This window comes from Pseudomonas sp. Y39-6 (assembly GCF_023651955.1).
GTDB classification, from domain to species: Bacteria; Pseudomonadota; Gammaproteobacteria; order Pseudomonadales; family Pseudomonadaceae; genus Aquipseudomonas; species Aquipseudomonas veronii.
In genome coordinates, this window is the sequence record NZ_CP069594.1 from 5447058 (window position 1) to 5471266 (window position 24209).

The following is a 24209-nucleotide window of genomic DNA, read 5'->3' on the forward strand; positions in this document are numbered from 1 at the left end:
TCAAATATCCAATAGCGCGCGAACAATGCCCTGCAGTTTACGGGTGAGCGGCCCAACCGACCAGCTCATCGCAGCACAGCTGCGCACCGGCCAAATGCCATAAACGCTGTTGCAGACAAAAACCTCGTCGGCCGACTGCAACTGCTCAAGGCTGATATCGGCCACGACCACCGGGATGCCGAGCGCCTGCGCCTGGGCCAGTAGCTCGGCACGCATGACGCCGGCCACGCCGCAACGATTCAGATCAGCGGTCAACAACACGCCGTGGCGCACCAGGAACAGGTTGCTGAACACGCCTTCGATGACGCGCCCGGACATATCCAGCATCAAACCTTCGGCATGCTCGGTATCTTGCCACTCGGCGCGCGCGATCACTTGTTCGAGGCGATTGAGGTGCTTGAGACCGGCCAGCAGCGGCTGTTCGGACAAACGGGTGGCGCACGGAAACAGGCGGATACCGTCGTTGCCATGGGCCTGGGGATAAGCAGCAGGCGCACTGCCCTGCAGGATACGGCGCACCGGGGCGCCGGGGTTGATGCCATAACCGCGTAGGCTGTCGCCTCGGGTGAGGATCAATTTGAGTACGCCGTCGCCGAGGGCGCTGGCATAAGCGAGCACTTCGCTGCGGACCAATGCCGGGTCCACAACCAATGCCAACCGCCTGCAACCCTCGGCCAGGCGTTGCAGGTGGCGGTCGAGCAACACCGGTTGCCCGGCCTTGACGGCGATGGTTTCGAACAGGCCATCGCCATACGCCAGGCCACGATCTTTCAGGGGCACGCTGTCCGCTGGCTGACCGTCGACCCAGCTGTGCATTACTCGGCGAACCGGCGGAACACCAGGGAGCCGTTGGTGCCACCGAAACCGAACGAGTTGGACAACACCACGTCGATCGGCATCTTCTGCGCTTCATGAGGCACGAAGTTCAGGTCGCAGCCTTCATCCGGCTCATCGAGGTTGATGGTCGGCGGAGCGACCTGATCCCTGATGGCCAGCACGCTGAAGATCGCTTCGACCGCGCCCGCCGCACCCAACAGGTGGCCGGTCATGGACTTGGTGGAGCTGACCGCCAGCTTGTAGGCGTGCTCGCCGAACACCGACTTGATCGCTTCGGCTTCCGCCAGGTCGCCGGTCGCTGTCGAAGTGCCGTGGGCGTTGATGTACTGCACCAGGTCCGGGCTGATCTTCGCATCGCGCAGGGCGTTGGTGATGCAACGCGCAGCACCGGCGCCGTTGGCCGGTGGCGAAGTCATGTGGTAGGCGTCGCCACTCATGCCAAAGCCGATCAGCTCGGCGTAGATCGTCGCGCCACGCGCCTTGGCGTGTTCCAGCTCTTCCAGCACCAGCGCACCGGCGCCGTCGGCCAGGACGAAACCGTCACGGCCCTTGTCCCACGGACGGCTGGCACGAGCCGGCTCGTCGTTGCGGGTCGACAGCGCACGCGACGCGCCGAAGCCGCCCATGCCCAGGCCGCAGGCCGCCATTTCAGCGCCGCCGGCAATCATCACGTCCGCTTCGTCATAGGCGATATTGCGCGCGGCCATGCCGATGCAATGCGTGCCTGTGGTGCAAGCCGTGGCAATGGCGTAGTTAGGTCCCTGTGCTCCCAGATGGATGGACAGGAAACCGGAAATCATATTGATGATCGAACCCGGCACGAAGAACGGTGAAATTCGACGCGGACCGGACTCGTGCAACGTGCGACTGGTTTCTTCGATATTGGTCAAACCGCCAATACCCGAACCCATGGCCACGCCGATGCGTTCACGGTTGGCGTCGGTGACTTCCAGACCAGCGTCACGCACTGCCTGAAAACCGGCTGCCAGGCCGTATTGAATGAACAGGTCGAGTTTGCGGGACTCTTTGATCGAGAGGTATTGCTCGACATTGAACCCCTTTACCGAGCCGCCAAAACGGGTGGAATAGGCAGAAAGGTCCGTGTGTTCGATCAGACCAATACCACTGCGGCCAGCCAGAATGCCCTGCCAACTGCTCGGCACATCCGTGCCCAGTGGCGACAACATACCCATACCGGTGACTACGACGCGTCTACGCGACACAGCACTCTCCTTTTTCTAATGACGACACTTTGCTTCAGAATCACTTTTCATCAGAGCTAAAGAAAAAACCGCACGCCGTTACAGCAGTGCGGTTTTTCCCTGACAGCAAGCGACGACTACAAACTATTACGCCTGGTGGCTGGTAACGTAGTCGATTGCAGCTTGAACGGTAGTGATTTTTTCAGCTTCTTCGTCCGGGATTTCGGTCTCGAATTCCTCTTCCAGAGCCATCACCAGCTCAACGGTGTCAAGGGAGTCGGCACCCAGGTCTTCAACGAAGGAAGCGGTGTTGACCACTTCTTCTTCTTTAACGCCCAGTTGCTCGGCAACGATTTTCTTGACGCGCTCTTCGATGGTGCTCATACCTTGTTTTCACTCCTAATGGACAAATTCAGGCAGCTGGCCAGTGGGTAAGTGTATAGAAAGCCATTTCAGCTTTTCAACTGAAAGGTTCACCCCGTACCCGGTCGGCCACCCGCGTATAAATTAAGTTGCAGCTTTATAACGGATTTTAGACAGCTCGTATGACATTTTTTTGAAGCGATCCGTCACAATTTAACTCATGTACATCCCGCCGTTAACCGGGATTGTAGCCCCAGTCACGTATGCCGCACCGTCGGATGCCAGGAAAGAGACCACATTCGCGATCTCTTGAGCCTGGCCCAGACGGCCCAGCGGAATCTGCGTCAGCAAGGCTTCACGCTGTGCTTCCGGCAGTTCGCGGGTCATATCGGTGTCGATGAACCCAGGGGCCACCGAGTTGACCGTAATCGACCGCGAGCCGACTTCACGCGCCAGTGCGCGGCTGAAACCTTCCAGACCGGCTTTCGCCGCGGCATAGTTTACTTGGCCTGCGTTGCCCATGGCACCCACTACGGAGCCAATATTGATAATTCGACCCCAACGCGCCTTGGTCATGCCGCGCAAAACGCCCTTGGACAGGCGAAACAGACTGTTCAAGTTGGTGTCGACGACGTCATGCCACTCGTCGTCTTTCATCCGCATCATCAGATTATCGCGGGTGATACCAGCATTATTCACCAGAATCGCCGGCGCGCCGAACTGTGCGGTGATCTCGGCCAGTACGGCAGCCACGGACTCATCGCTGGTCACATTCAGCTCAAGGCCGGTGCCCTGCACGCCGTTTTCCTTCAAGGTCGCGGCGATACGCTCGGCGCCCGCGGCGGAAGTGGCGGTGCCGATCACGACGGCGCCCTGACGGCCCAGTTCCAGGGCGATCGCCTGGCCAATGCCACGGCTTGCGCCGGTAACCAGTGCAACTTTACCTTGCAGACTCATGCAGGCTTCTCCTAAGTTCGGGGTTCAGGCCAGTGCCGCGCGAGCGGCCGCAAAGGCATCCGGGGTATTGAGGTTGGAGGTCGACACGCCGTCGGCGCAGCGCTTGTTCAGGCCGGCCAGGACTTTGCCCGGGCCGCACTCGACCAACTCGGTGGCGCCGTTGGCGGCCAGGGTCTGTACCGATTCAACCCAGCGCACCGGCTTGTAGAGTTGTTCCAGCAGGTCGCGCTTGAGGGTGTCGAGATCCGCGGCAACCGCCGCGCTGACGTTCTGCACCAGCGGGATCTGCGGTGCCTGCCAGTTGATGGCGGCGATGGACTCGGCAAAACGCTCGGCCGCCGGGCGCATCAGCTCGCAGTGCGACGGCACGCTCACCGGCAACGGCAAGGCACGCTTGGCGCCACGGGCCTTGCAGCCTTCGATGGCGCGCTCAACGGCGGCCTTGGCACCAGCAATCACCACCTGGCCCGGCGAGTTGAAGTTCACCGCGCTGACCACTTCGCCCTGGGCCGCTTCGGCACAGGCGGCGATCACCACCGCATCATCCAGGCCGAGAATGGCGGCCATGCCACCCTGCCCGGCCGGAACCGCTTCCTGCATCAACTGGCCACGACGCTCGACCAGCTTGACCGCTTCAGCGAGGGTCAGGCTGCCCGCGGCGACCAGGGCACTGTATTCGCCCAGGCTGTGACCGGCGACGAATGCCGGACGCGCGCCGCCTTCCGCCAGCCACAAGCGCCACAGGGCGATCGAAGCGGTGAGGATGGCCGGCTGGGTTTTATCGGTTTGATTGAGTTGCTCTTCCGGCCCCTGCTGGGTCAGCGCCCACAGGTCGTAACCCAGGGCATCGGAAGCTTCCTTGAAGGTTTCCAGGATCAGCGGATATTGCGCGCCCAGCTCGGCCAACATGCCGAGGGACTGCGAACCCTGCCCTGGAAAGACGAATGCGAGGGATGTAGACATGTAACAAGCCCCTAATGATCTGGTCGTCGGATATAGGCGCTCCTACGATGGGAGCGCACGAAACTGACAGATTGGATGGTCAATTGAACCGGCCGGTCACATTTAAGCATTCCCGGGCCGATTCGCCTAAGGCAACAGATCTTCCAGGCGGCCGTGCAAGCGTCGCGGCAGGTTTTCCTGGATCTCGATCAACGCCCGTGCAATCGCACTCTGAAAGCCTTCCACCCCCGCCGAGCCATGGCTTTTCACCACGATGCCCTGCAAGCCGAGAAAGCTTGCGCCATTATGCCGCGCCGGGGCCAGGTCCTCCTGCAGGCGGCGCATCAGCGGCAACGCCAGGGCGCCGACCAGGCGTGTGGCCAGGTTGCGCTTGAACAAGGCCTCGATCCGCGTGGCAATCATGGTCGCCAGGCCTTCGCTGGATTTAAGCAGGATATTGCCGACAAACCCGTCGCACACCACCACATCCGCCTCGCCGCGATACAAACCGTCGCCTTCGACAAAGCCGATGTAGTTCAACCCCCGCGCGCCTTGCAGCAAAGCGGCGGCGAGCTTGACCTGCTGGTTGCCCTTGATGTCTTCGATGCCGATATTCAGCAAGGCCACGCGCGGACGAGCCACACCCAGCGCCTCGGCAGCCACCGAGCCCATCACGGCGAACTGGAACAGATGCTCGGCACTGCAATCGACATTCGCGCCCAGGTCGAGCAACTGGCAATAGCCTGTCTGCGTCGGTATCGCCGCGACTATCGCCGGCCGGTCGATCCCCGGCAAGGTCTTGAGCACATGCCGCGACAATGCCATCAGCGCGCCCGTATTGCCGGCACTGACACAGGCTTGCACCTTGCCATCACGCAACAACTCGAGGGCGACCCGCATTGAAGAGTCGGGCTTGCCACGCAGGGCGACCGCTGGCTTTTCATCCATGCCGATGGCTTCGCTGGCGGGCGTAATCGTCAGGCGCGCGCGATCCACAGCCGGATGGCTGGCAATCAGTTCTTCAAGAAGGGAAGGTTGACCGACGAGGGTCAGGTGCAGCGAGGGCGTAGCAGACAGGCTGGCAATACAAGCCTGAACAATGCTGCGGGGACCGAAGTCCCCGCCCATTGCGTCAATCGCGATGACTTGAGCAGACAAGTGATTACTCGTCAGCGCCCTTGTCGATCACTTTACGGCCACGGTATACGCCTTCTGGCGATACGTGGTGACGCAGGTGAATTTCACCGGTGGTTTTTTCTACAGACAGAGTGCTTGCCGTCAGGGCGTCGTGCGAACGACGCATGTCACGGGCAGAGCGGGATTTTTTGTTCTGCTGAACAGCCATAATTGATTAACTCCTAAACGTTTGGGTCACGCTTTAACTGCGCCAATACACTGAACGGGTTGGACCGCGTTACCTCGTCCTCGCTCGGTTCGGACTCGTCATCGAGGCCCGCCGGCTGCTGGCATTCTTCCGGATGATGAGCAGGCACAATGGGCAAGGCGAGCAAAAGCTCCTCCTCGATCAGTGCATGCAGATCCAAAGGATCTTCGCCCAGTTCCAGCACGTCATAACCTTTCGGCAACGACTGGGTATTCGCACCCTCCTTTACCACAGCGTAACTGCATTCGCTGTGAATCGGCAGGGTGACCAGCTCAAGACAACGCTGGCAAACCATTTTGACCTCGGTGTCGATAAAGCTGTGAATAACCACAGATTTACGTTCATCTCGTTCAAAAACGAATTTGGCCTGCACCGTACCGACAGTGTCGGAAAGCGGGTCGCAGAGTCTCTCCAAATCGGCCAGCAGCAATTCACCTTGAAGGGAAGTGCCACGATCAGCCAATTTGCGCGGGTCAACGTGAGGTGGAATCGGGTCATTCAACATAGGCGCAGCATTATAGGGATGCCCCCAGCCATGTCAAAGGAAATTCAGCCCTGTGCGTCAGCCGGTCGTCCCGCTAGAATCCCCGGTCGCCCTGAGGAGACGCCCATGCTGCCTTTATTACTCGCATCCAGCTCGGTCTATCGCCGGGAATTGCTGAGCCGCCTGCACTTACCGTTCATCTGCAGCTCGCCGGATATCGATGAAAGCCACCGCGCAAATGAGTCAGCCGTCGAACTGGTCAAACGCCTGGCCGAAGAGAAAGCCCGCGCCCTCGCCGCCCGCCATCCAAGGCACCTGATCATCGGCTCCGATCAGGTCGCCGCACTCGAAGACCGGATCATCGGCAAACCCCACACCTTCGAGAACGCCCGCGAGCAACTGCTGGCGGCCAGCGGCAAGCGTGTCAGCTTCCTCACCGGGCTGGCGCTGCTGAACAGCGAGACCGGGCATTGCCAGGTCGACTGCGTGCCGTTCACCGTGCACATGCGCGTGCTGGACGCGGAGCGGGTCGAGCGCTACCTGCGGATCGAGCAGCCCTATGACTGCGCGGGCAGTTTCAAGGCCGAAGGGCTGGGCGTGAGCCTGTTTCAAAGCACCGAAGGCCCGGATGCGACCAGCCTTGTCGGCTTACCGCTGATTCGCCTGGTGGATATGCTGCTGGCCGAGGGCGTGCAAATCCCTTAAACCAGCGCAAAACCAAATGTGGGAGGGGGCTTGCTCCCGATTGCGGTGGGTCAGCTACAGATAAGCTGGCTGATCCACTGCTATCGGGAGCAAGCTCCCTCCCACATTTATCGACGCAGACCTTGGGATCTCAGCGCAGGGTCGGGCCCTGGAAGCCCATGTACAAGGCCAACTTCTCCGCCACGCTGGCGCCGAGCTTCTTGGAGAAACGGTCAAACGGCGACTCCTGAACGGTGAAGTCCACCAGTTCCTTTTCACCAATCACGTCCCGCGCCACCGAACTGGCACTGCCCAGGCCATCGATCAAGCCCAGCGGCAAGGCCTGCTCGCCAGACCAGACCAGCCCGGAGAACAGCTCCGGATGGTCCTTGTCCTTCAAACGATCACCGCGCCCTTGCTTGACGCTGGCAATGAACTGGCGATGAGTGGTGTCGAGCACGCTCTGCCAGAACTGGGTTTCATCGGCCTTTTGCGGCTGGAACGGGTCGAGGAACGCCTTATGCTCGCCCGAGGTGTAGGTGCGACGCTCCACACCGAGCTTCTCCATGGTGCCGACAAAGCCGTAACCGGCCGCCGTGACGCCAATGGAACCCACCAGGCTGGCCTTGTCGGCGTAGATCTGGTCAGCGGCACTGGCGATGTAATACGCACCCGAGGCGCCCAGGTCGGAGATCACCGCGTACAGCTTGATCTGCGGATGCAGTGCGCGCAGGCGGCGAATTTCGTCATACACGTAGCCCGACTGCACCGGGCTGCCGCCCGGGCTGTTGATGCGCAGGATCACGCCCTTGACCTTGGGGTCTTCGAACGCGGTGCGCAGACTGCTGACGATATTGTCGGCGCTGGCGGACTCCTTGTCGGCAATCACCCCGCGCACTTCGATCAAGGCGGTGTAGTTGGGACCACGGGTCGCGGTTTTTTCCATGTCCACCAGCGGGCTGAACAGCACCAGCATGCCGAGCAGGTAAACAAAGGTCAGCAGCTTGAAGAAAATCCCCCAGCGCCGCGAACGACGCTGCTCTTGCACGCTGGCCAGAAGAGTCTTCTCCAGCAGCTTCCAACTCTTGTCGTCACTGCTGTCGGCCTTTTCGGGCGCTTTCCACTCATCACTCATGCCATCTACCCCAGCAAAGACTCAGTGGGCCCGGCTGAGCCAGGCCTGCAATTCAGAAAAATGATCGATCGTCAGCCTGGGCTCGTATGCCTGCAGCGCCTCGGCAGCCTGCGCACCGTAGCTGACCGCCACGCTGTCCATGCCGGCATTGCGTGCCATCATTAGGTCGAAGGACGCGTCGCCGACCATCAACGCCTGGCGTGGCGACACGCCGCAATGGGCGAGGATCTGCTCAAGCATCAGCGGATGGGGCTTGCTGGCGGTTTCGTCCGCTGCGCGGGTAACGTCGAAATAGTCTTCCCAGCCGTGGGCCCTGAGCACCCGGTCCAGGCCGCGGCGGGCCTTGCCGGTGGCGACCGCCAGCTGATAACCCTCGGCGCGGAACGCTTCCAGGGACTGCACCACGCCATCAAACAGCGGCGAAGGCTCGGCCTCCAGCGCAATGTAGTGATCGGCATAATGCTCGCGGAACGCGACCAATTCAGCGTCAGCGATGTGCGGGTACAAGGTGCGAATCGCCTCAGGCAACCCCAGGCCGATAATGCCCTTGACCGCCAGATCGCTGCACAGCTCGAAGCCAGAACGCGTCGAGGCCATGTGCATGGCCTCGACGATACGGCCAATGGAGTTGGCCAGCGTGCCGTCCCAATCGAAAATCAGCAGTTTGTAGTCAAGGTGCGGCACTCAAACGCTCCACGGTCTTGGCCCACATCTCATCGACCGGCGCCTGCAATTTCAATTCGCCACCATCGGGCAGCGGGACGGTGAGCATGTAGGCGTGCAGGAACAGGCGTTTGCCGCCCAGGTCGCGAATCTCCTTGGAGAACGCCTCGTCGCCATACTTGGTGTCACCGGCAATGCAGTGGCCCGCATGCAGGGTGTGCACGCGAATCTGGTGAGTGCGCCCGGTGACCGGCTTGGCCTCGACCAGGGTGGCGAAGTCGCCGAAGCGGCGCAGCACCTTGAACAGGGTCAGGGCTTCTTTGCCCTCCTCGTCCACTTCGACCATGCGCTCGCCGGAGCGCAAGTTGCTCTTCTGCAACGGCGCGCGCACGCTCTTGATCGAGCTGGCCCAGTTGCCGCGCACCAGCGCCATGTAGCGCTTGTCCACGCCATCGCCGCGCAGGGCGGTGTGCAGGTGGCGCAACATGCTGCGCTTCTTGGCGATCATGAGCAGGCCGGAGGTGTCGCGGTCGAGGCGATGGACCAGCTCCAGCTCCTTGGCATCCGGACGCAACTGACGAAAGGCTTCGATCACGCCGAAACTCAGGCCGCTGCCGCCGTGAACCGCAATGCCGCAGGGCTTGTTGATCACGATCAGCTTGCTGTCTTCGTAGACAATCGACGCTTCAAGGCGCTGCAACAGACCCTGGGCCAGCGGCACAGGTTCGTCGCGCTCAGGCACGCGCACCGGAGGCACCCGGACGATATCGCCCGCCTGCAGCTTGTACTCGGGCTTGATGCGACCCTTGTTCACGCGCACTTCGCCTTTACGCAAAATGCGGTAGATCAAGGTCTTGGGCACGCCTTTGAGCCTGGCCAGGAGAAAATTGTCGATGCGTTGGCCGGCATATTCCGGCGAGACCTCGAGCAGCTGGACGCTGGGGGTCTGGGGGGCGGTAGTCGTCATGTCGGCGATGATAACAATTTTTTATGGAATTGAAGCACTTAATCATTACTGCTATAGTCGCGAACGCCGCCAAAAGCGGCCTGGACAGAGGACTTGCGGCAAATTGCCGGCCCTGACCTTCGCAATTCATCAGGACGCGAGGCCGTCCTACGGGGCTTTCGTTACCTTGGAAAGCCCGAGATTGTAACAAGCGCAGGTGACATGAGGCCTGAAGCGAGTGCAGAAAGCAGAGTGAATACTCGCATTTTGCGCCGATATTTACGGCCAGTTCACAAAGTGCAGTCAGTCTTGGGACACACCATGGCGAATGCTTCGGAAACAACGCCTGTTAAGAGCCGAGTGAGAGCGCAATCGCCCACACTTGGTCTTGTTTAGCCATGAGCGTGGACTCCCCATTGGAGAACACGGTAAATGCCAACCCGCTGCGGATTCTGCGCGCGGCAGCACCCGAATTATCAGGGATACGTGTAGGGTGGAGATGCACAACCGTCGGACCGTGTAGCACTAGGCTTATATATAGACGCTTCATCTCGTCCACAGTCGCCGGTTGATTCCTCCTCCTGACCTTAGCTTTTGTTGAAGTGGTGCCTTTGTCACCACCGCTAACAAGCAGGACGCGTCCGTCGCGATACCAGCCCAATTCGCCGGTTATTGCTGGACACTGGAGTGGCCAACCACTCTTGACGCACCTGACACCGACCGTGAGAAGTCGTGTGTGCCGAACGCCGTTTCCGGCAGCCCGGAAACCGACGGTACAACATGAAAAGAATGCTGATTAACGCAACTCAACCCGAAGAGTTGCGTGTTGCGCTGGTAGATGGCCAACGCCTTTACGACCTGGACATCGAGTCCGGCGCACGCGAGCAGAAGAAGGCCAACATCTATAAAGGCCGTATTACTCGCATCGAACCAAGCCTTGAGGCTGCCTTTGTCGATTTCGGCTCCGAGCGCCACGGCTTCCTGCCCCTCAAAGAAATCTCCCGCGAATACTTCAAGAAAGCCCCCGAAGGCCGCGTGAACATCAAGGACGTCCTGAGCGAAGGCCAGGAAGTCATCGTCCAGGTCGAAAAAGAAGAACGTGGCAACAAGGGCGCCGCCCTGACCACCTTCATCAGCCTGGCCGGTCGTTACCTGGTACTGATGCCGAACAACCCGCGTGCCGGCGGCATTTCCCGTCGCATCGAAGGCGAAGAACGCAACGAACTGCGTGAAGCGCTGAACGGCCTGGTCGCTCCAGCCGACATGGGCCTGATCGTCCGCACTGCCGGCCTGGGCCGCAGCAGCGAAGAAATGCAGTGGGACCTCGACTACCTGCTGCAACTGTGGACCGCCATCAAAGAAGCGTCCCTGGATCGTTCCGCGCCGTTCCTGATCTACCAGGAAAGCAACGTGATCATCCGCGCCATCCGCGATTACCTGCGCCAGGACATCGGCGAAGTGCTGATCGACAGCGTCGAAGCCCAGGACGAAGCCCTGACCTTCATCCGCCAGGTGATGCCGCAGTACGCCAGCAAGATCAAGCTGTACGAAGACAGCGTTCCGCTGTTCAACCGTTTCCAGATCGAAAGCCAGATCGAGACCGCCTTCCAGCGCGTGGTCGAACTGCCTTCCGGCGGCTCCATCGTGATCGACCCGACCGAAGCCCTGGTGTCCATCGACATCAACTCGGCGCGCGCCACGAAAGGTAGCGACATCGAAGAAACCGCCCTGCAGACCAACCTGGAAGCGGCTGAAGAAATCGCCCGCCAGCTGCGCCTGCGTGATATCGGCGGCCTGATCGTGATCGACTTCATCGACATGACCCCCGCCAAGAACCAGCGCGCCGTGGAAGAGAAAGTCCGCGAATGCCTGGAAGCTGACCGTGCCCGCGTGCAAGTCGGCCGCATCTCGCGCTTCGGCCTGCTGGAAATGTCCCGTCAGCGCCTGCGTCCGTCCCTGGGCGAGAGCAGCGGCATTGTCTGCCCGCGTTGCAACGGCACTGGCATCATCCGTGACGTTGAATCGCTGTCCCTGGCGATCCTGCGCCTGATCGAAGAAGAAGCCCTGAAAGACCGCACCGCCGAAGTCCGCGCACAAGTGCCGATCCCGGTTGCCGCGTTCCTGCTCAACGAAAAACGCAACTCGATCACCAAGATCGAACTGCGCACCCGTGCCCGTATCGTCATCCTGCCGAACGATCATCTCGAAACGCCGCACTTCGAAGTGCAGCGCCTGCGTGATGACAGCCCGGAAGCCCACAGCGGCCAGTCCAGCTACGAAATCGCCGCTGCCGCTGCCGAAGTGGAAGAAGTCCAGCCAGCCGCCGCGACCCGCACCCTGGTTCGCCAGGAAGCCGCCGTGAAGACCGCTCCGGCGCGTGCCAACGCACCGGTTCCGGTTGAAGTGGCTGCCCCGGTTGCAGCCCCGGCCGCCCTGCCTGAGCCAAGCCTGTTCAAGGGCCTGGTGAAATCGCTGGTCAGCCTGTTCGCCAGCAAGGAAGAGCCTGCGGCACCGGTGGTGGTCGAAAAACCTGCCACCGAGCGTCCGGCGCGTAACGAAGAGCGTCGCAACGGTCGCCAGCAGAGCCGTAACCGCAACGGTCGCCGTGACGAAGAGCGCAAGCCGCGCGAAGAACGGGCCCCGCGTGAAGAGCGCGCACCCCGTGAAGAGCGTGCGCCTCGCGAAGCCCGTGAAGAGACCCCGGTCGTAGCCCGCGAAGAACGCGCACCGCGCGAAGAGCGCGCACCACGTCCACCACGCGCACCGCGTGAAGATCGCAAGCCGCGTGGCGAGCGTGAAGAACGTGTGCGTGAACTGCGCGAGCCGCTGGACGCTGCGCCAGCCGTTGCCGCCGCTGCTGTTGCCGCCCCTACCGAGGAAGAACGCCCGGCTCGCCCGCCGCGTGAAGAGCGTGCGCCACGTGAAGAGCGTCAACCGCGCCCACCGCGTGAAGAACGTCAACCACGTACCGAGCAGGCGGCTGCCGCCAGCGAAGAAGAAGTGCTGACCGGCGAAGAGCAACTGCAGGAAGACGGCCAGGACAACGCCGAAGGCGATCGTCCGCGCCGCCGCTCCCGTGGCCAGCGTCGTCGCAGCAACCGTCGCGAGCGTCAACGTGACGCCAACGGCAATGTGATCGAAGGTTCGGAAGAAGCCGGCGAGAACGCAGAAGCCGCTACCAGCGAACCGACCAGCACCGAACTGGCTGCCGGCCTGGCCGTTACCGCCGCTGTTGCCAGCTCGGTCATCAGCGCACCTGCCGAAGCCCAGGCTCACGAGCAGGCTGAACGCGCCACTGCCGCCGTCGAAGAAACCGTTGCGGTAGAAGCGCCAGTCGCCGAGACCCCAGTGGTTGAAGCACCGGTCGTAGAAGCAACCACCCCGATCGAAGCCCCCGCGGCTCCGGAAGTGGAAGTTGCGCCGGTTCGCGAAGCCCAGTCGCAAGAAGAAGTGGCTGCCGCCGAGCCTGCCCCGGTGGTTGAGCCACAGCCAGTGGTTGAAGCTGTCGTGGAAGCTCCGGTCGTCGAAGCCGCCGCCCCGGCCGTGCGTGAAGTTCGCGAAGAACAGACCGCCTTCCAGTGGACTGCCGAACCTGCCGCCCCGGTTGAAGCGTCTGCCCCCGTGGTAGAAGCCGCACCGGCCCCGGTTGCCGAAGTGGTTGAAGCCGCTCCGGTAGTGGTTGCCGAGCCTGCGCCCGTGGTTGAAGCGCCCGTGGTTGCCGAAGCCGCCGCCCCGGTGGTTGAAGCCGCACCGGCCAGCGCCCTGACCGAAAACGGCCGTGCGCCGAACGACCCACGTGAAGTGCGCCGTCGTCGCAAGGAAGCCGAAGCGGCCGCCGCTGCTGCCGCTGCCGCACCGGCTGTCGCCGAAGTGGTCGAGCACGCTGCCCCTATCGTCGACGAGACCCCGCGTTCCGTTGAAGAAGTGGCAGAGCACCACCCAAAGGCCCTGGAAGAAGAGCACGAGCCTAAACCCCTCGTCTGATTCCATCAGCCACTGAAAAGCCCCGCCTGATCACTCAGGCGGGGCTTTTTTATGCCAACAAATTCTGAAAACACCGAAGATTCAATGTGAGAGGGGGCTTGCCCCCTCCCACATTTCAGAGCGGTTTGAAATCCAACAGATGCGGCAGATCCACATCCCAGAGTACGCCAGGGTCGTTTACCTGGATCTCGCGCACCTGCCCCTGGGCAAACAGCGGCTTGGCCCCGCGATCGCCCGTCAACGCCATCAACGCAAGCCCAAACGCTCGTCCAAACGCAACCGGATGCCCATACTGGCCGGCATGCACCGGCACGTTGATGCTGTCCACGTGCTCCAGCACCCGTTCAATACTGGACGGCAGGATGAACGGCATATCACCCAGCACCACCAGCCAGCCATCACTGGAAGCACTGGCCGCGACCGCTGCCGCAATGCTGTCGCCCATTCCGGCCGAGCACAGCTGCACTACCTCGCAGCCATGGACCTGCGCCAGACGAATGACTTCAAGCCGCTCGGGCGACGTCACCAGCACGCGCTTTAGCGCCCACGCCGGCAAATTCACCAGCACCTGCTCGATCACCGGCCGCACCACTGCGTCCCGGCCGACGCACTCAGCCAGCAATTTATCCCGATCTGCCCCGGCTTCAGCGCGAAAACGACTGCCCTGCCCCGCCGCCAGCACAATCACCGTGACGGTCATTCAACCTGCACCGACAGCGGCTTTTTCTGCAGCGGCGCCACGCCATTCTTGATCGCGACAATTTCCGCCAGCAACGACAGCGCGATCTCCGCCGGTGTATGGCTGCCGATATGCAAACCGATCGGCCCATGCAACCGCGCGATCGCCTGCGCAGACAACCCCAGCGCCGCCAGGTTTTCCCGGCGTTTACGCGTGTTGACCCGCGAACCCAGCGCGCCGATATAGAACGCATTGGAGTTCAGTGCCGTCAGCAACGCCATATCGTCCAGGCGCGGATCGTGGGTCAGGCAGACGATGGCCGTGCGTTCGTCGGTCTGGATGTTCAGCACCGCTTCATCAGGCATGCCGGGCACAAAGCGGCCGTGCGGTTCTTCCCAGCCATACACGAACTCTTCACGCGGGTCGCAGATCAGCACTTCGAAATCCAGCAATCGCGCTATCTGCGCCACGTAGCGGGACAATTGCCCGGCGCCGATCAACAGCAGGCGCCAGCGCGGGCCATAGATGGCGCGCAGGCGCTCGCCGTCGAAGCTCACCACGTCGGTCTTGCTCGCGGGGCTCAAGCTCACGTCGCCGGTGGCCAGGTCCAGCTCCCGAGCGACGATTTCATGGGCGTCACAGCGCGCCAGCAACTCGGCCACCCACTGCCACTCCGTCACGCGCTCTTCGGTCAGGCGCAGGGTGCCGCCGCACGGCAGGCCGAAACGCGCCGCTTCATCGCGTGTCACGCCGTAGGTCACCAACTGCACCGCGGGCCCGTCGTCCGCCAACCGACCATCCTGCAAACGCGCAATCAAGTCGTCTTCAATGCAACCGCCGGACACCGAGCCGATCACCACCCCGTCGCCGCGCAAGGCCAGCATGGCCCCGGGCGGACGCGGCGCGCTGCCCCAGGTCTGGACCACGCTGTACAACACCACCCGCTGCCCGGCGCGGCGCCATTCGAGCACGCTGCGCAGGACATTCAGATCCACACTGTCCATCAAGCCTTCGCCTCCTGCCAGCCTTGCAACTGATAACGCACGGGCAGGTTGCGAATACGCTTGCCGGTGGCGGCAAAGATCGCGTTGCACAGCGCCGGCGCAATCGGCGGCACGCCGGGCTCACCGACACCGCCCAACGGCACCTCGCCCTGTGGCGTGACCAAGTGGACCGCGACAACCTTGGGCGCCAGGGACATGCGCGCCACTTCATACATATGGAAGTTGTCCTGCTGGACCTTGCCGTCCTTGAAGCTGATCTCGCCCAATACCGCGTTGCCCAGGCCCATCACGCAGGCGCCTTCGAATTGCGAGCGAATGCGTTCCGGGTTGATCTGCGGGCCGCAGTCCACAGCGATATCCGCCTTGTGGACGATCAGCGTGCCGTCGTCTTTGACTTCCACCTCGATCACCGCCGCCACATAGGTGACGAAACTGTAATGCACCGCCAGCCCCAGGCCTCGCCCCTTGGGTAGCGTGCGCCCCCAGCCGGCGGCTTTGGCGGCGGTTTCGAGGACGCCGCGCAGGCGGGCGGTATCGATCGGGTAGCGCTCCGGGGATTCGCCGTAGTTCCACTCATCGCTCAGGGTTTTCGGATCGATCTGACGGTCCGGCCCAAGCAGTTTGAGTTGGTACTGCAACGGGTCCTGGCCGGCCTTGTGCGCCAGCTCATCGACAAAGCTCTGAATCGCAAAGCCATGCGGGATGTTCGACACCGAGCGGTACCAGCCAACCCGGGTGTGGGCGGCGGCTTCGGGGTTTTCCAGGCGCACGTTGGGAATCGCGTAGGCCATGTTGGTAAAGCCCATGCCCAGCTCGAACGCCGCCTCGTGGTTCATCCCCGGCGCAAACAACGCGGTGATGCTCGGCGCGACGGTGCGGTGCAGCCAGGCGGAAGGCAGGCCGTCCTTGTTCAGGCCGGCCTTGAGGTACTCGGCGGAAACCGTGTGGAAGTAGGAGTTGTGGATGTCATCTTCACGGGTCCACTGCACGCGCACGGCCTTGCCGGGGAATTCCTTGGCGAGGATGGCCGCCTCGACCACGAAGTCCGGCTTGGACTTGCGACCGAAACCGCCGCCCAGCAGCGTGACATTGATCGTCACGTTATCGAAAGGCAGGCCCAGGCGCTCGGCGACGCGCTCACGGGTCACCTGGGGCGCCTGGCTGGGGGCCCAGGCTTCGCACTGGCCCTTGTCGAAACGGGCAACGGCAACCATCGGTTCCATCGGTGACTGGGCCAGATGCGGCAAATAATAAGCGGCGTCCAAAGTGCTGTCGGCCTCGTTCATCGCCTGCTCGAGGGTGCCGGTGTTGCGCACCACTTTGCCCGGTTGCCGCGCGGCCGCTTCCAGTTCCTTGCGGTAATCGATCGAGTTGTAGCCGGCGTTGACGCCGTCATCCCAGACAATCGCCAGCGCTTCGCGGCCCTTGATCGCTGCCCATGTGTTGCTGGCCACCACGGCCACGCCGCCCAGCGGCTGGAACTCCGAGGGCAGAGGCCGGCTTTCGATTTCGAGGACCCTGATCACCCCCGGCACCTTCAACGCCGCACTGGCATCGAAGGATTTGACCTTGCCGCCATACACCGTCGGCCGTGCAATGGTGGCGTAGAGCATGCCGTCGAAATGCACGTCCGCGCCGTAGACCGCGCGACCGTTGACGATATCGGCGCCGTCGATGGCCTTGACGCCCTCTTTGCCGATGTAGCGGAACTCCGACGGCTGCTTGAGGCGCAGCGTGTCGCGCGCCGGCACCGCCAATGCACCGGCAGCGGCGGCCAGCTCGCCATAGCCCAAGGTGCGACCGCTGGGCTGGTGAACCACCTTATGCAGCTGCGCACGGCACTCGCCCAGCGGCACCTTCCACTGTTCGGCAGCCGCCTGTTCCAGCATCGCGCGCACACTCGCGCCGCAACGCCGCATCGGTTCGAACCAGTGGCGCATGCTGCGCGAGCCATCGGTGTCCTGGTTGCCGTAACGCACTTCGTCAGCCGGCGCCTGCTGGACGCGCACGTGGGCCCAATCGGCGTCCAACTCATCGGCGACTACCAGGCTCAGGCTGGTACGCACGCCCTGGCCCATTTCCGAACGGTTGCAGATCACGGTCACGGTGCCGTCGGTGGCAATGCTGACGTAGACCTTGGGGTCATCGATCAGCCCATGGGGCATGGCATCGCCGCCATACTTCTTGGCGGCATCGGCGGCAAACGCTGCGGGCAGGCCCCAACTGGCGGCGATCACCAGCGCGCCGGTGGCGCCGACGCCCTTGAGGAAACCGCGGCGGCTGAGGTTATCGAGGACGAAATCAGCGGGTAAGCGGTTCATGCCTTGGCCCCCTGCAGGTGCGTCGAGGCCTGGCGGATCGCGGTCTTGATGCGGTTGTAGGTGCCGCAGCGGCAGATATTGCCGACCATCGCCTCCTCGATCTGCTCGTCGCTGGGGTTGGGGTTGGTTTTCAGCAGCGCGGTGGCCGACATGATTTGCCCGCCCTGGCAGTAACCGCACTGGGCCACGGCACTGTCCAGCCAGGCTTGCTGCACGACCTGGCCGATGGGGTCGGTGTGCAGGTTGTCGATGGTGCTCACGGCCTGGCCCTTGACCGCGCCGATCGGGGTGATGCAACTGCGCGCCGGGGCGCCGTCGATATGAATGGTGCACGCGCCGCACAGGCCCATGCCGCAGCCGAATTTGGTGCCGTTGTAACCCGCCACATCGCGAATCGCCCACAACAGCGGCATATCCTCGGTGACGTCCAGTTGATGGTCTTGACCGTTGAGTTTCAGGGTAATCATTGGGCACGCCCGCCTATTTTTTGCATTTAGGGGCGAGCCATCTGCTGCGAAAGGTATCGCTGGTTCGGGTGCACGCAGATGGGCTCAGGCTGAGGAGGCTCTCTTGCGAAGACGGATCTTCACCGGGCCTTTGATGGAGCATTGACTAACTGTAAACCAAAAAATTCGAATTTGGCCGCGCAGAAACGCAAACGCCCCGAACCAGTCGGGGCGTTTGCGGATTGCTGTGGGCGTCAGTTCACGCCATCAGCGGGTTACTTGATCACCGGCGCAGGGCCTTCGGCCACGCCCAGATCATCTTCTTCACGAGTGTCGGAGATCCCACGACCACCGGAAGCCAGCTCGACTTGCAGCTTGTCTTCGTCCAGCTCCTTGACCCACTTGGCGACAACCAGGGTCGCCACGGCGTTACCGACCAGGTTGGTCAGCGCACGGGCTTCGGACATGAAGCGGTCGATGCCGAGGATCAGCGCCAGGCCGGCAACCGGCAGGTGGCCCACGGCCGACAGGGTCGCGGCCAGCACAATGAAACCACTGCCGGTCACGCCTGCAGCACCTTTGGAGGACAGCAGCAGCACCAGCAACAACGTGATCTGATGGGTGATATCCATGTGGGTGTCAGTCGCCTGGGCGATGAACACGGCAGCCATGGTCAGGTAGATCGAGGTACCGTCGAGGTTGAACGAGTAGCCAGTCGGGATCACCAGGCCAACCACGGATTTCTTCGCGCCCAGACGCTCCATCTTGATCAGCATGCGTGGCAGTGCCGATTCAGACGAGGACGTACCCAGAACGATCAGCAGCTCTTCACGGATGTAGCGGATCAGTTTCAGCACGCTGAAACCGTGCGCGCGGCAGATGGCGCCGAGCACCACCACCACGAACAGGACGCAGGTGATGTAGAAGCAGATCATCAACTGGCCCAATTGCACCAGGGAGCCGACACCGTAGGCACCGATGGTGAACGCCATGGCACCCAGCGCACCGATCGGCGCGAGCTTCATGATGATGTTGATGATGTTGAACATCACGTGGGCGAAGCGATCGATGAAGTCCAGCACCGGCTTGCCGTAGGCACCCAGGCGATGCAGGGCGAAACCGAAGATCACCGAGAACATCAGCACTTGCAGGATGTCACCGTTGGCGAACGCGCCGACGATGGTGTTTGGAATCACATTGAGGATAAACCCTACGATGCTCTGGTCTTTACCAGCTGTCACGTAGGCCGCCACTTTGGATGCGTCCAGGGTGGCCACGTCGATGTGCATGCCAGCGCCCGGCTGCACGACGTTCACCACGAACAGGCCGATCAACAGGGCGATGGAGGACACGACTTCGAAGTACAGCAGCGCGTAGCCGCCGGTTTTGCCGACCGATTTCATGCTCTGCATGCCAGCGATGCCGCTGACAACGGTGCAGAAGATGATCGGGGCGATGACCATTTTGATCAGTTTGATGAACCCGTCACCCAGCGGCTTGAGCGCCACACCGGTCTGCGGGTAGAAGTGACCGAGCAAAATACCGATAACGATGGCAACGATCACCTGGAAATACAGGGATTTGTACAGTGGCTGACGAGTCGTCATTGCAAAGTTCCTCAATCGTCCCGTGTGGCAAATATCCGCCATTGCCCACGGCACTTGAATTGCGAACCCTCCTGCACTGGAGGGATTTGTTGTTTGCGAGACCTGTAGGACCAAGCCTGCGCTGTAATCCTTATCGCAAACGTCGTGCCACTTTGCTTAAACGGCCTGAAGCCCCTTAGACATCAGGGCTGGAGGGATCAAGGCGCGCCTGAGCGCCGTCCATTGCATGGCGGGTTTCCGCCAACTCGCCGTATCTCGTCCTACAATTTGGCGGATATCCGCCTTGTCGCTGTAGCGGGTGATGGCTACCATCCGCCCTTCCATGGACGAGGCCCTTGCATGCGCGAACGTACCATCGCCAGTCACTACGCCCGAGCGGCCCTCGGCGGTGCGCGCCGGGCCGGCTACGACTACTCGGGCCTGTTGCAGCAGGTGGGCATCACCCCGGAACTGCTGAACGAACCCCGCGCCCGCATCGCGCCGGAACAATTTACCCGGCTGTTGCAAATGCTCTGGCTCGCGCTGGACGACGAATACCTGGGCTTTGCCGAAGGTCCGAGCAAGCGCGGCACGTTCGCCATGATGTGCCACGCGCTGATCCATTGCCGCACCCTGGAGAAGGCTCTCGAACGCGGCTTATTGTTTTATAGCCTATTCCCACAAGGTCCGCGTTGGCAGCTGACACGGGAAGGCGAAATGGCCCGCTTGAGCCTGGACGACTCCCAACTCGGGGACCCGGATCACTTTCTCAGCGAATCCCTGCTGCTGATCTGGCATCGCCTCGGCAGTTGGTTGATCGGCCAGCGCATCCGCCTGCAGCAGGCCACATTCAGCTACCCGATGCCGGCCCACGCCAGCGAATACGACCTGTTGTTTCCCTGCCCGCAGGTGTTCGACGCACCGAACAGCAGCCTGGTGTTTCCTGCGCGTTACTTGAGCCTGCCGCTGCTGCAGGACGAGCGCACCCTCAAGCATTTCCTGCAGCGCTCCCCCGCCGACTTGTTGTCGCGGCCCGATGAGGGCGACAGTTTGAGCAGCCAGATCCGCCGCCTGCTCAGCCGTGACCGCACACCCTGGCCGGACCTGGACGCCGTTGCCCAGCACTTGCACATCAGCCCGCAGACCCTGCGCCGACATCTGCGTGAAGAAGGCAGCAGTTTTCAAGCGCTCAAGGATGAGCTGCGGCGGGACATCGCCATTTACCACCTGGGACGCGCGGATCTGTCATTGCAGGAAATTGCCGAACAGCTCGGGTTCTCCGAGCCGTCGGCGTTTCATCGGGCGTTCAAGAAGTGGACGGGATTGACGCCGGGGGCTTATCGGGCACAGGAGAGTTAGGCAGGCGCCACTCAAGGAAGGTCAAACGGCCGGAAAGTGGATCTTGAACGCCGCGCCCCCCAAAGGCGAGTCGCCCAGGGTCAGGCGCGCGCCGTAGCTTTCAATGATGTCCTTGACCACCGCCAGGCCGATCCCCTGCCCCGGGTGCTGGCGGTCCAGCCGCTCGCCCCGTTGCAGAATCCGCGCGCGCTGGTCGGGCGGCACACCGGGGCCGTCATCTTCGATGCACAGTTCGATGCCATCCAGGCTTTCCACCAGGCTGATACGCACTTCGCTCAGGCACAGGCGGTAGGCGTTTTCCAGCAGGTTGCCGAGCAGTTCCAGCAAGGCGCCTTTTTCGATGGGCACATCGCACGCGTCCGGCAATACGAAGCTCACTTTGACGTGCTTGTCGCGGTAGACCTTGTCCAGCGTGTCGCACAGGCTTTGCAGTACCGGCTGCAGGCGTACCTGATGGCGTACCAGGCCGCTTTTACGCAGGCTGGCGCGCTGCAACTGGTAGCTGATCTGCTGGCTCATGCGTTCGATCTGCGATTGCAGCACCCAGGCCTGGTCGCGGTCTTCGGGGCGCTGGGCCATGTCTTCGCTCACGCCCTGCAACACCGCCAGCGGGGTTTTCAGGCTGTGGGCCAAGTCGTCGAGGGAGTCGCGGTAGCGGGTACGCTGCTCGCGCTCACTGTGCAGCAAGCGGTTGAGAGACCCGGTGAGGCGCAGCAGTTCGCGCGGGTGTTCTTCGCTGAGGCTTTCGCGGGTGCCGCCTTCGATCTGGTCCAGCTCCTGGCTCAGGCGCCGCAACGCTTGCAGGCCCCAGGTCAGGCCCAGCCAGAGCAACGTCAGCAACACCAGCAACGCCGCGCCGAAGCCCAGGTAGAGGTTTTCGCGCAGACCTTCGAGGGTCAACTGGTATTCGCGCACCGGTTGCAGCGCGACGATGCTGAACGCCGCACTCTTGCCGCCGAGCAGCTTGACCTCGACGTCATACACGAAGAATTCCTGGCCATTGCCCTCGCGAATCCGCGCAAACTCATTCCCGCGCCCGTCATAGCGCGGCCTGTAGTTGATGTTTTCTTCCTGGGTCGCCCGCGAGCGCCACACCAGATGGCCTTCGCGGTCGTAGATATAACCGAGCAACCGGCTATCGGTGAGGTTGAAGCGTTCGTCCGGCAACTGCGCCGGCATTTGCAGGCGGTTGTTTTCAACCCGCGCCGCCGAAATCAAGGTGGTGACGTCCGACGCCAGGCGCTGCTCGATCGAGTCCTGCAAGGCCAGGCTGAACGCGCCCTGCATGGCCGGCAACAAACCCAGCATAAACAGCACGGCCAGGGTGGCGGCCGCCAGCATCAAGCGCACACGTAACGAGCGAATCAACGACAGCGCTCATTGAACAGATAGCCCAGGCCGCGCACGGTGTCGATCGGCTTGAACCCGCCCGGGCCTTCCAGTTTACGGCGCAGGCGGCCGACCAGCACTTCGATGACATTCGGGTCGCGCTCATCGTCATCGGGGTAGAGCTGCTCCATCAAGCGGTCCTTGGGCACTACCTGCTGATGGTGACGCATCAGGTACTCGAGAATCCGGTACTCGTAGGCGGTCAGCGCCAGGGGTTGCTCGTCCAACGAGGCCTGCTTGCGGTTGAGGTCCAGCAGCAAGGGGCCGGCGACGATGGTCGATTGGGTAAAGCCGCTGGAACGACGCAGCAACGCGTTCATCCGCGCTTCCAGTTCTTCGAACTGGAACGGCTTGACCACGTAGTCGTCGGCGCCAGCGGCCAGGCCTTCGACCTTGTCCTGCCAGTTGCCGCGAGCGGTGAGGATCAGGATCGGGAAGGTCTTGTCCTGGGCGCGCAGTTGGCGGATCAGATCAAGACCGCCCATGCCGGGCAGGCCGAGGTCGATGATCGCCAGGTCATGGTTGAATTGGCCAGTCTGGTACAAGGCCTCCTCCGCGTTGGCCACGGCTTCGACCACGTGCCCGCTGTCGGTCAGGCGGGTATACAGGTGATGACGCAACAGAGCCTCATCTTCCACGACCAGCAATTTCATAAGGCTCTCCAAGGCAAATCAACTGTCCGACAGAGGGATATCATAGCGGCCCTGCAGGTCTTGCGGGCGCAGTTTAATGCCATTGTATTGGCCACCAAGATGCTCATAGCCGGCACGATACGTCGCCTGCGGGCTGCTCGAACCCAGCGACTGGCCCCAAGGCGCGGCCTGGCTGCGCACCGCCTCGAAGCTCACACGCTGCATCAGCGTGCTGGATTTCTTGGTTCTCTCGCTACCGAATGCCGCAAAGGCGCCATCGCTGGCCTGCGCCCCGGCGGTGGCACTGAACATGGTCAACGCCAACATCAGCTTCTTGATTGCAGTCATGGTACTTACCTCCACGTAGGCTGTAGGCCCACACTACGCAAGCGCCCCTGAACTCCCCCTGAACAGGCTCTGAACCTGGCCTGAACCGCTACGGACTATCCACTGGCGCGCCAACTCGGCAAAATACCGCCCATGACGCCCCTACCCGCTTGCTGCACCCCACTCGACGCCCATTGGCCACTGCCCGATCCCTTGCCGGGTACGGTGTTGCTCAGTACGCGCTTTGATCCGGCCCTGTTGATCGCCGGTGATTTCCAACGCAGCGCGGTGCCGCCGCCGGCGAGCATCCAGCGTTCGGTGGCCAAGCGCCAGGCGGAGTTTCTCGCCGGACGGTTATGCGCCCGCGCCGCCTTGCAACAGCTCGATAACCTGGACTGCGTGCCGGCAATCGGCGAAGACCGGGCGCCGGTGTGGCCGCCGCACATCAGCGGCTCCATCACCCACAGCAGCGGGCACGCGGCGGCAATCGTCGGGCACAAGGCGCAATGGCGCGGGCTGGGGATGGACCTGGAAAATGTCCTGAGCCTGGAGCGCGCGGAACGCCTGGCGGGGGAAATTCTCACCGCCGATGAGTTGCAGCGCATGGCCAGGTTGCCGCGTGAGCAACATGCGCAGCTGGTGACACTGACGTTTTCGGCCAAGGAGAGCCTGTTCAAGGCGCTCTACCCGATCGTGCAGAAGCGCTTCTACTTTGAGCATGCCGAAGTGGTGGAATGGTCCGAGCACGGCCAGATGCGGTTGCGGCTGCTGACGGAGTTGTCCGGCGAGTGGTGCCACGGCAAGGAGTTGGTTGGGCAATTTGCGGTGGATGGGGAACAGTTGTTGAGCCTTGTAGCAATCGGCGTCTGATCTAGCGTCATCGGG

Annotated in this window: 23 protein-coding genes; 4 read left to right on the plus strand and 19 right to left on the minus strand. The window is 62.2% G+C overall.

Annotated features, from left to right (window positions below):
- From pabC to JN756_RS24730, 8 genes are all read right to left on the minus strand, one after another.
- The gene (gene pabC, locus JN756_RS24695) at nucleotides 1-816 is read right to left on the minus strand and encodes an aminodeoxychorismate lyase (RefSeq protein WP_201021452.1); all 816 of its coding nucleotides are present in this window, start codon (nucleotides 814-816) and stop codon (nucleotides 1-3) included.
- Complete coding sequence (fabF, locus tag JN756_RS24700) at nucleotides 816-2060, minus strand: beta-ketoacyl-ACP synthase II (RefSeq protein WP_046382366.1); 1245 nt, start codon at nucleotides 2058-2060, stop codon at nucleotides 816-818. The genes pabC and fabF overlap by 1 nt, the downstream gene beginning before the upstream one ends.
- 126 nt (nucleotides 2061-2186) lie before the next feature.
- The gene (gene acpP / locus JN756_RS24705; RefSeq protein ID WP_003175607.1) at nucleotides 2187-2423 is read right to left on the minus strand and encodes an acyl carrier protein; all 237 of its coding nucleotides are present in this window, start codon (nucleotides 2421-2423) and stop codon (nucleotides 2187-2189) included.
- A gap of 192 nt (nucleotides 2424-2615) precedes the next feature.
- Complete coding sequence (gene fabG / locus JN756_RS24710; protein ID WP_046382365.1) at nucleotides 2616-3359, minus strand: 3-oxoacyl-ACP reductase FabG; 744 nt, start codon at nucleotides 3357-3359, stop codon at nucleotides 2616-2618.
- A 24-nt stretch (nucleotides 3360-3383) separates the two neighbouring features.
- On the minus strand, nucleotides 3384-4322 hold the full coding sequence (fabD, locus tag JN756_RS24715) for an ACP S-malonyltransferase (protein WP_046489281.1): 939 nt from the start codon (nucleotides 4320-4322) through the stop codon (nucleotides 3384-3386).
- A gap of 126 nt (nucleotides 4323-4448) precedes the next feature.
- On the minus strand, nucleotides 4449-5459 hold the full coding sequence (plsX, locus tag JN756_RS24720; protein WP_079444532.1) for a phosphate acyltransferase PlsX: 1011 nt from the start codon (nucleotides 5457-5459) through the stop codon (nucleotides 4449-4451).
- Nucleotides 5460-5463: 4 nt separating this feature from the next.
- Nucleotides 5464-5646, minus strand: a complete 183-nt coding sequence (rpmF, locus tag JN756_RS24725; protein ID WP_008152339.1) for a 50S ribosomal protein L32 — start codon at nucleotides 5644-5646, stop codon at nucleotides 5464-5466.
- A gap of 13 nt (nucleotides 5647-5659) precedes the next feature.
- Complete coding sequence (locus tag JN756_RS24730) at nucleotides 5660-6190, minus strand: YceD family protein (RefSeq protein ID WP_027607804.1); 531 nt, start codon at nucleotides 6188-6190, stop codon at nucleotides 5660-5662.
- A 105-nt stretch (nucleotides 6191-6295) separates the two neighbouring features.
- Here JN756_RS24730 and JN756_RS24735 point away from each other — a divergent pair, with 105 nt between their 5' ends.
- The gene (locus tag JN756_RS24735; RefSeq protein WP_201021453.1) at nucleotides 6296-6874 is read left to right on the plus strand and encodes a Maf family protein; all 579 of its coding nucleotides are present in this window, start codon (nucleotides 6296-6298) and stop codon (nucleotides 6872-6874) included.
- 130 nt (nucleotides 6875-7004) lie between these two features.
- Here JN756_RS24735 and sppA read toward each other — a convergent pair whose 3' ends face one another.
- Genes sppA through rluC form a run of 3 tightly spaced genes read right to left on the minus strand, consistent with a single transcriptional unit; the run spans nucleotide 7005 to nucleotide 9618 of the window.
- Nucleotides 7005-7988, minus strand: a complete 984-nt coding sequence (sppA, locus tag JN756_RS24740; protein WP_057005500.1) for a signal peptide peptidase SppA — start codon at nucleotides 7986-7988, stop codon at nucleotides 7005-7007.
- A 21-nt stretch (nucleotides 7989-8009) separates the two neighbouring features.
- Nucleotides 8010-8672, minus strand: coding sequence for an HAD-IA family hydrolase (locus JN756_RS24745; protein ID WP_046489270.1), 663 nt, complete (start codon nucleotides 8670-8672; stop codon nucleotides 8010-8012).
- Entirely contained in the window at nucleotides 8659-9618 is a 960-nt protein-coding gene (gene rluC, locus JN756_RS24750) for a 23S rRNA pseudouridine(955/2504/2580) synthase RluC (RefSeq protein WP_046382359.1), read from the minus strand. The genes JN756_RS24745 and rluC overlap by 14 nt, the downstream gene beginning before the upstream one ends.
- A gap of 768 nt (nucleotides 9619-10386) precedes the next feature.
- On the opposite strand from rluC, the gene rne reads away from it, so the two are divergent.
- Nucleotides 10387-13581, plus strand: coding sequence for a ribonuclease E (rne, locus tag JN756_RS24755; protein WP_201021454.1), 3195 nt, complete (start codon nucleotides 10387-10389; stop codon nucleotides 13579-13581).
- A gap of 115 nt (nucleotides 13582-13696) precedes the next feature.
- On the opposite strand, the gene JN756_RS24760 is transcribed toward rne, so the two are convergent.
- The 5 genes from JN756_RS24760 to JN756_RS24780 form a co-directional block, all read right to left on the minus strand.
- Nucleotides 13697-14281, minus strand: coding sequence for a nucleotidyltransferase family protein (locus JN756_RS24760; protein WP_108526642.1), 585 nt, complete (start codon nucleotides 14279-14281; stop codon nucleotides 13697-13699).
- Nucleotides 14278-15264 (minus strand): XdhC family protein, encoded by a 987-nt coding sequence (locus JN756_RS24765; protein WP_201021455.1) that lies wholly within the window; start codon nucleotides 15262-15264, stop codon nucleotides 14278-14280. Before JN756_RS24765 ends, JN756_RS24760 begins: the two co-directional genes overlap by 4 nt.
- Nucleotides 15264-17585 (minus strand): xanthine dehydrogenase family protein molybdopterin-binding subunit, encoded by a 2322-nt coding sequence (locus JN756_RS24770; protein ID WP_046382355.1) that lies wholly within the window; start codon nucleotides 17583-17585, stop codon nucleotides 15264-15266. Before JN756_RS24770 ends, JN756_RS24765 begins: the two co-directional genes overlap by 1 nt.
- Nucleotides 17582-18052 carry a (2Fe-2S)-binding protein gene (locus JN756_RS24775; RefSeq protein ID WP_046382354.1) on the minus strand — a complete coding sequence of 157 codons (471 nt, stop codon included), beginning with the start codon at nucleotides 18050-18052 and terminating at the stop codon, nucleotides 17582-17584. The genes JN756_RS24770 and JN756_RS24775 overlap by 4 nt, the downstream gene beginning before the upstream one ends.
- A 254-nt stretch (nucleotides 18053-18306) precedes the next feature.
- Entirely contained in the window at nucleotides 18307-19638 is a 1332-nt protein-coding gene (locus JN756_RS24780) for a dicarboxylate/amino acid:cation symporter (protein WP_201021456.1), read from the minus strand.
- A gap of 339 nt (nucleotides 19639-19977) precedes the next feature.
- Here JN756_RS24780 and JN756_RS24785 point away from each other — a divergent pair, with 339 nt between their 5' ends.
- A complete protein-coding gene (locus JN756_RS24785) occupies nucleotides 19978-20976 on the plus strand; it encodes an AraC family transcriptional regulator (protein WP_046382352.1) in 999 nt (332 codons plus the stop codon).
- Between the two features lie 21 nt (nucleotides 20977-20997).
- On the opposite strand, the gene JN756_RS24790 is transcribed toward JN756_RS24785, so the two are convergent.
- From JN756_RS24790 to JN756_RS24800, 3 genes are read right to left on the minus strand one after another with little or no spacing between them, the layout of a single operon-like run.
- The gene (locus JN756_RS24790) at nucleotides 20998-22344 is read right to left on the minus strand and encodes an ATP-binding protein (RefSeq protein ID WP_046382351.1); all 1347 of its coding nucleotides are present in this window, start codon (nucleotides 22342-22344) and stop codon (nucleotides 20998-21000) included.
- The gene (locus tag JN756_RS24795) at nucleotides 22341-23018 is read right to left on the minus strand and encodes a response regulator (RefSeq protein ID WP_046382350.1); all 678 of its coding nucleotides are present in this window, start codon (nucleotides 23016-23018) and stop codon (nucleotides 22341-22343) included. Before JN756_RS24795 ends, JN756_RS24790 begins: the two co-directional genes overlap by 4 nt.
- Before the next feature lie 18 nt (nucleotides 23019-23036).
- The gene (locus JN756_RS24800; protein ID WP_057005506.1) at nucleotides 23037-23345 is read right to left on the minus strand and encodes a hypothetical protein; all 309 of its coding nucleotides are present in this window, start codon (nucleotides 23343-23345) and stop codon (nucleotides 23037-23039) included.
- 132 nt (nucleotides 23346-23477) lie between these two features.
- On the opposite strand from JN756_RS24800, the gene JN756_RS24805 reads away from it, so the two are divergent.
- Nucleotides 23478-24194, plus strand: coding sequence for a 4'-phosphopantetheinyl transferase family protein (locus JN756_RS24805; protein ID WP_057005507.1), 717 nt, complete (start codon nucleotides 23478-23480; stop codon nucleotides 24192-24194).
- Nucleotides 24195-24209 lie beyond the last annotated feature (15 nt).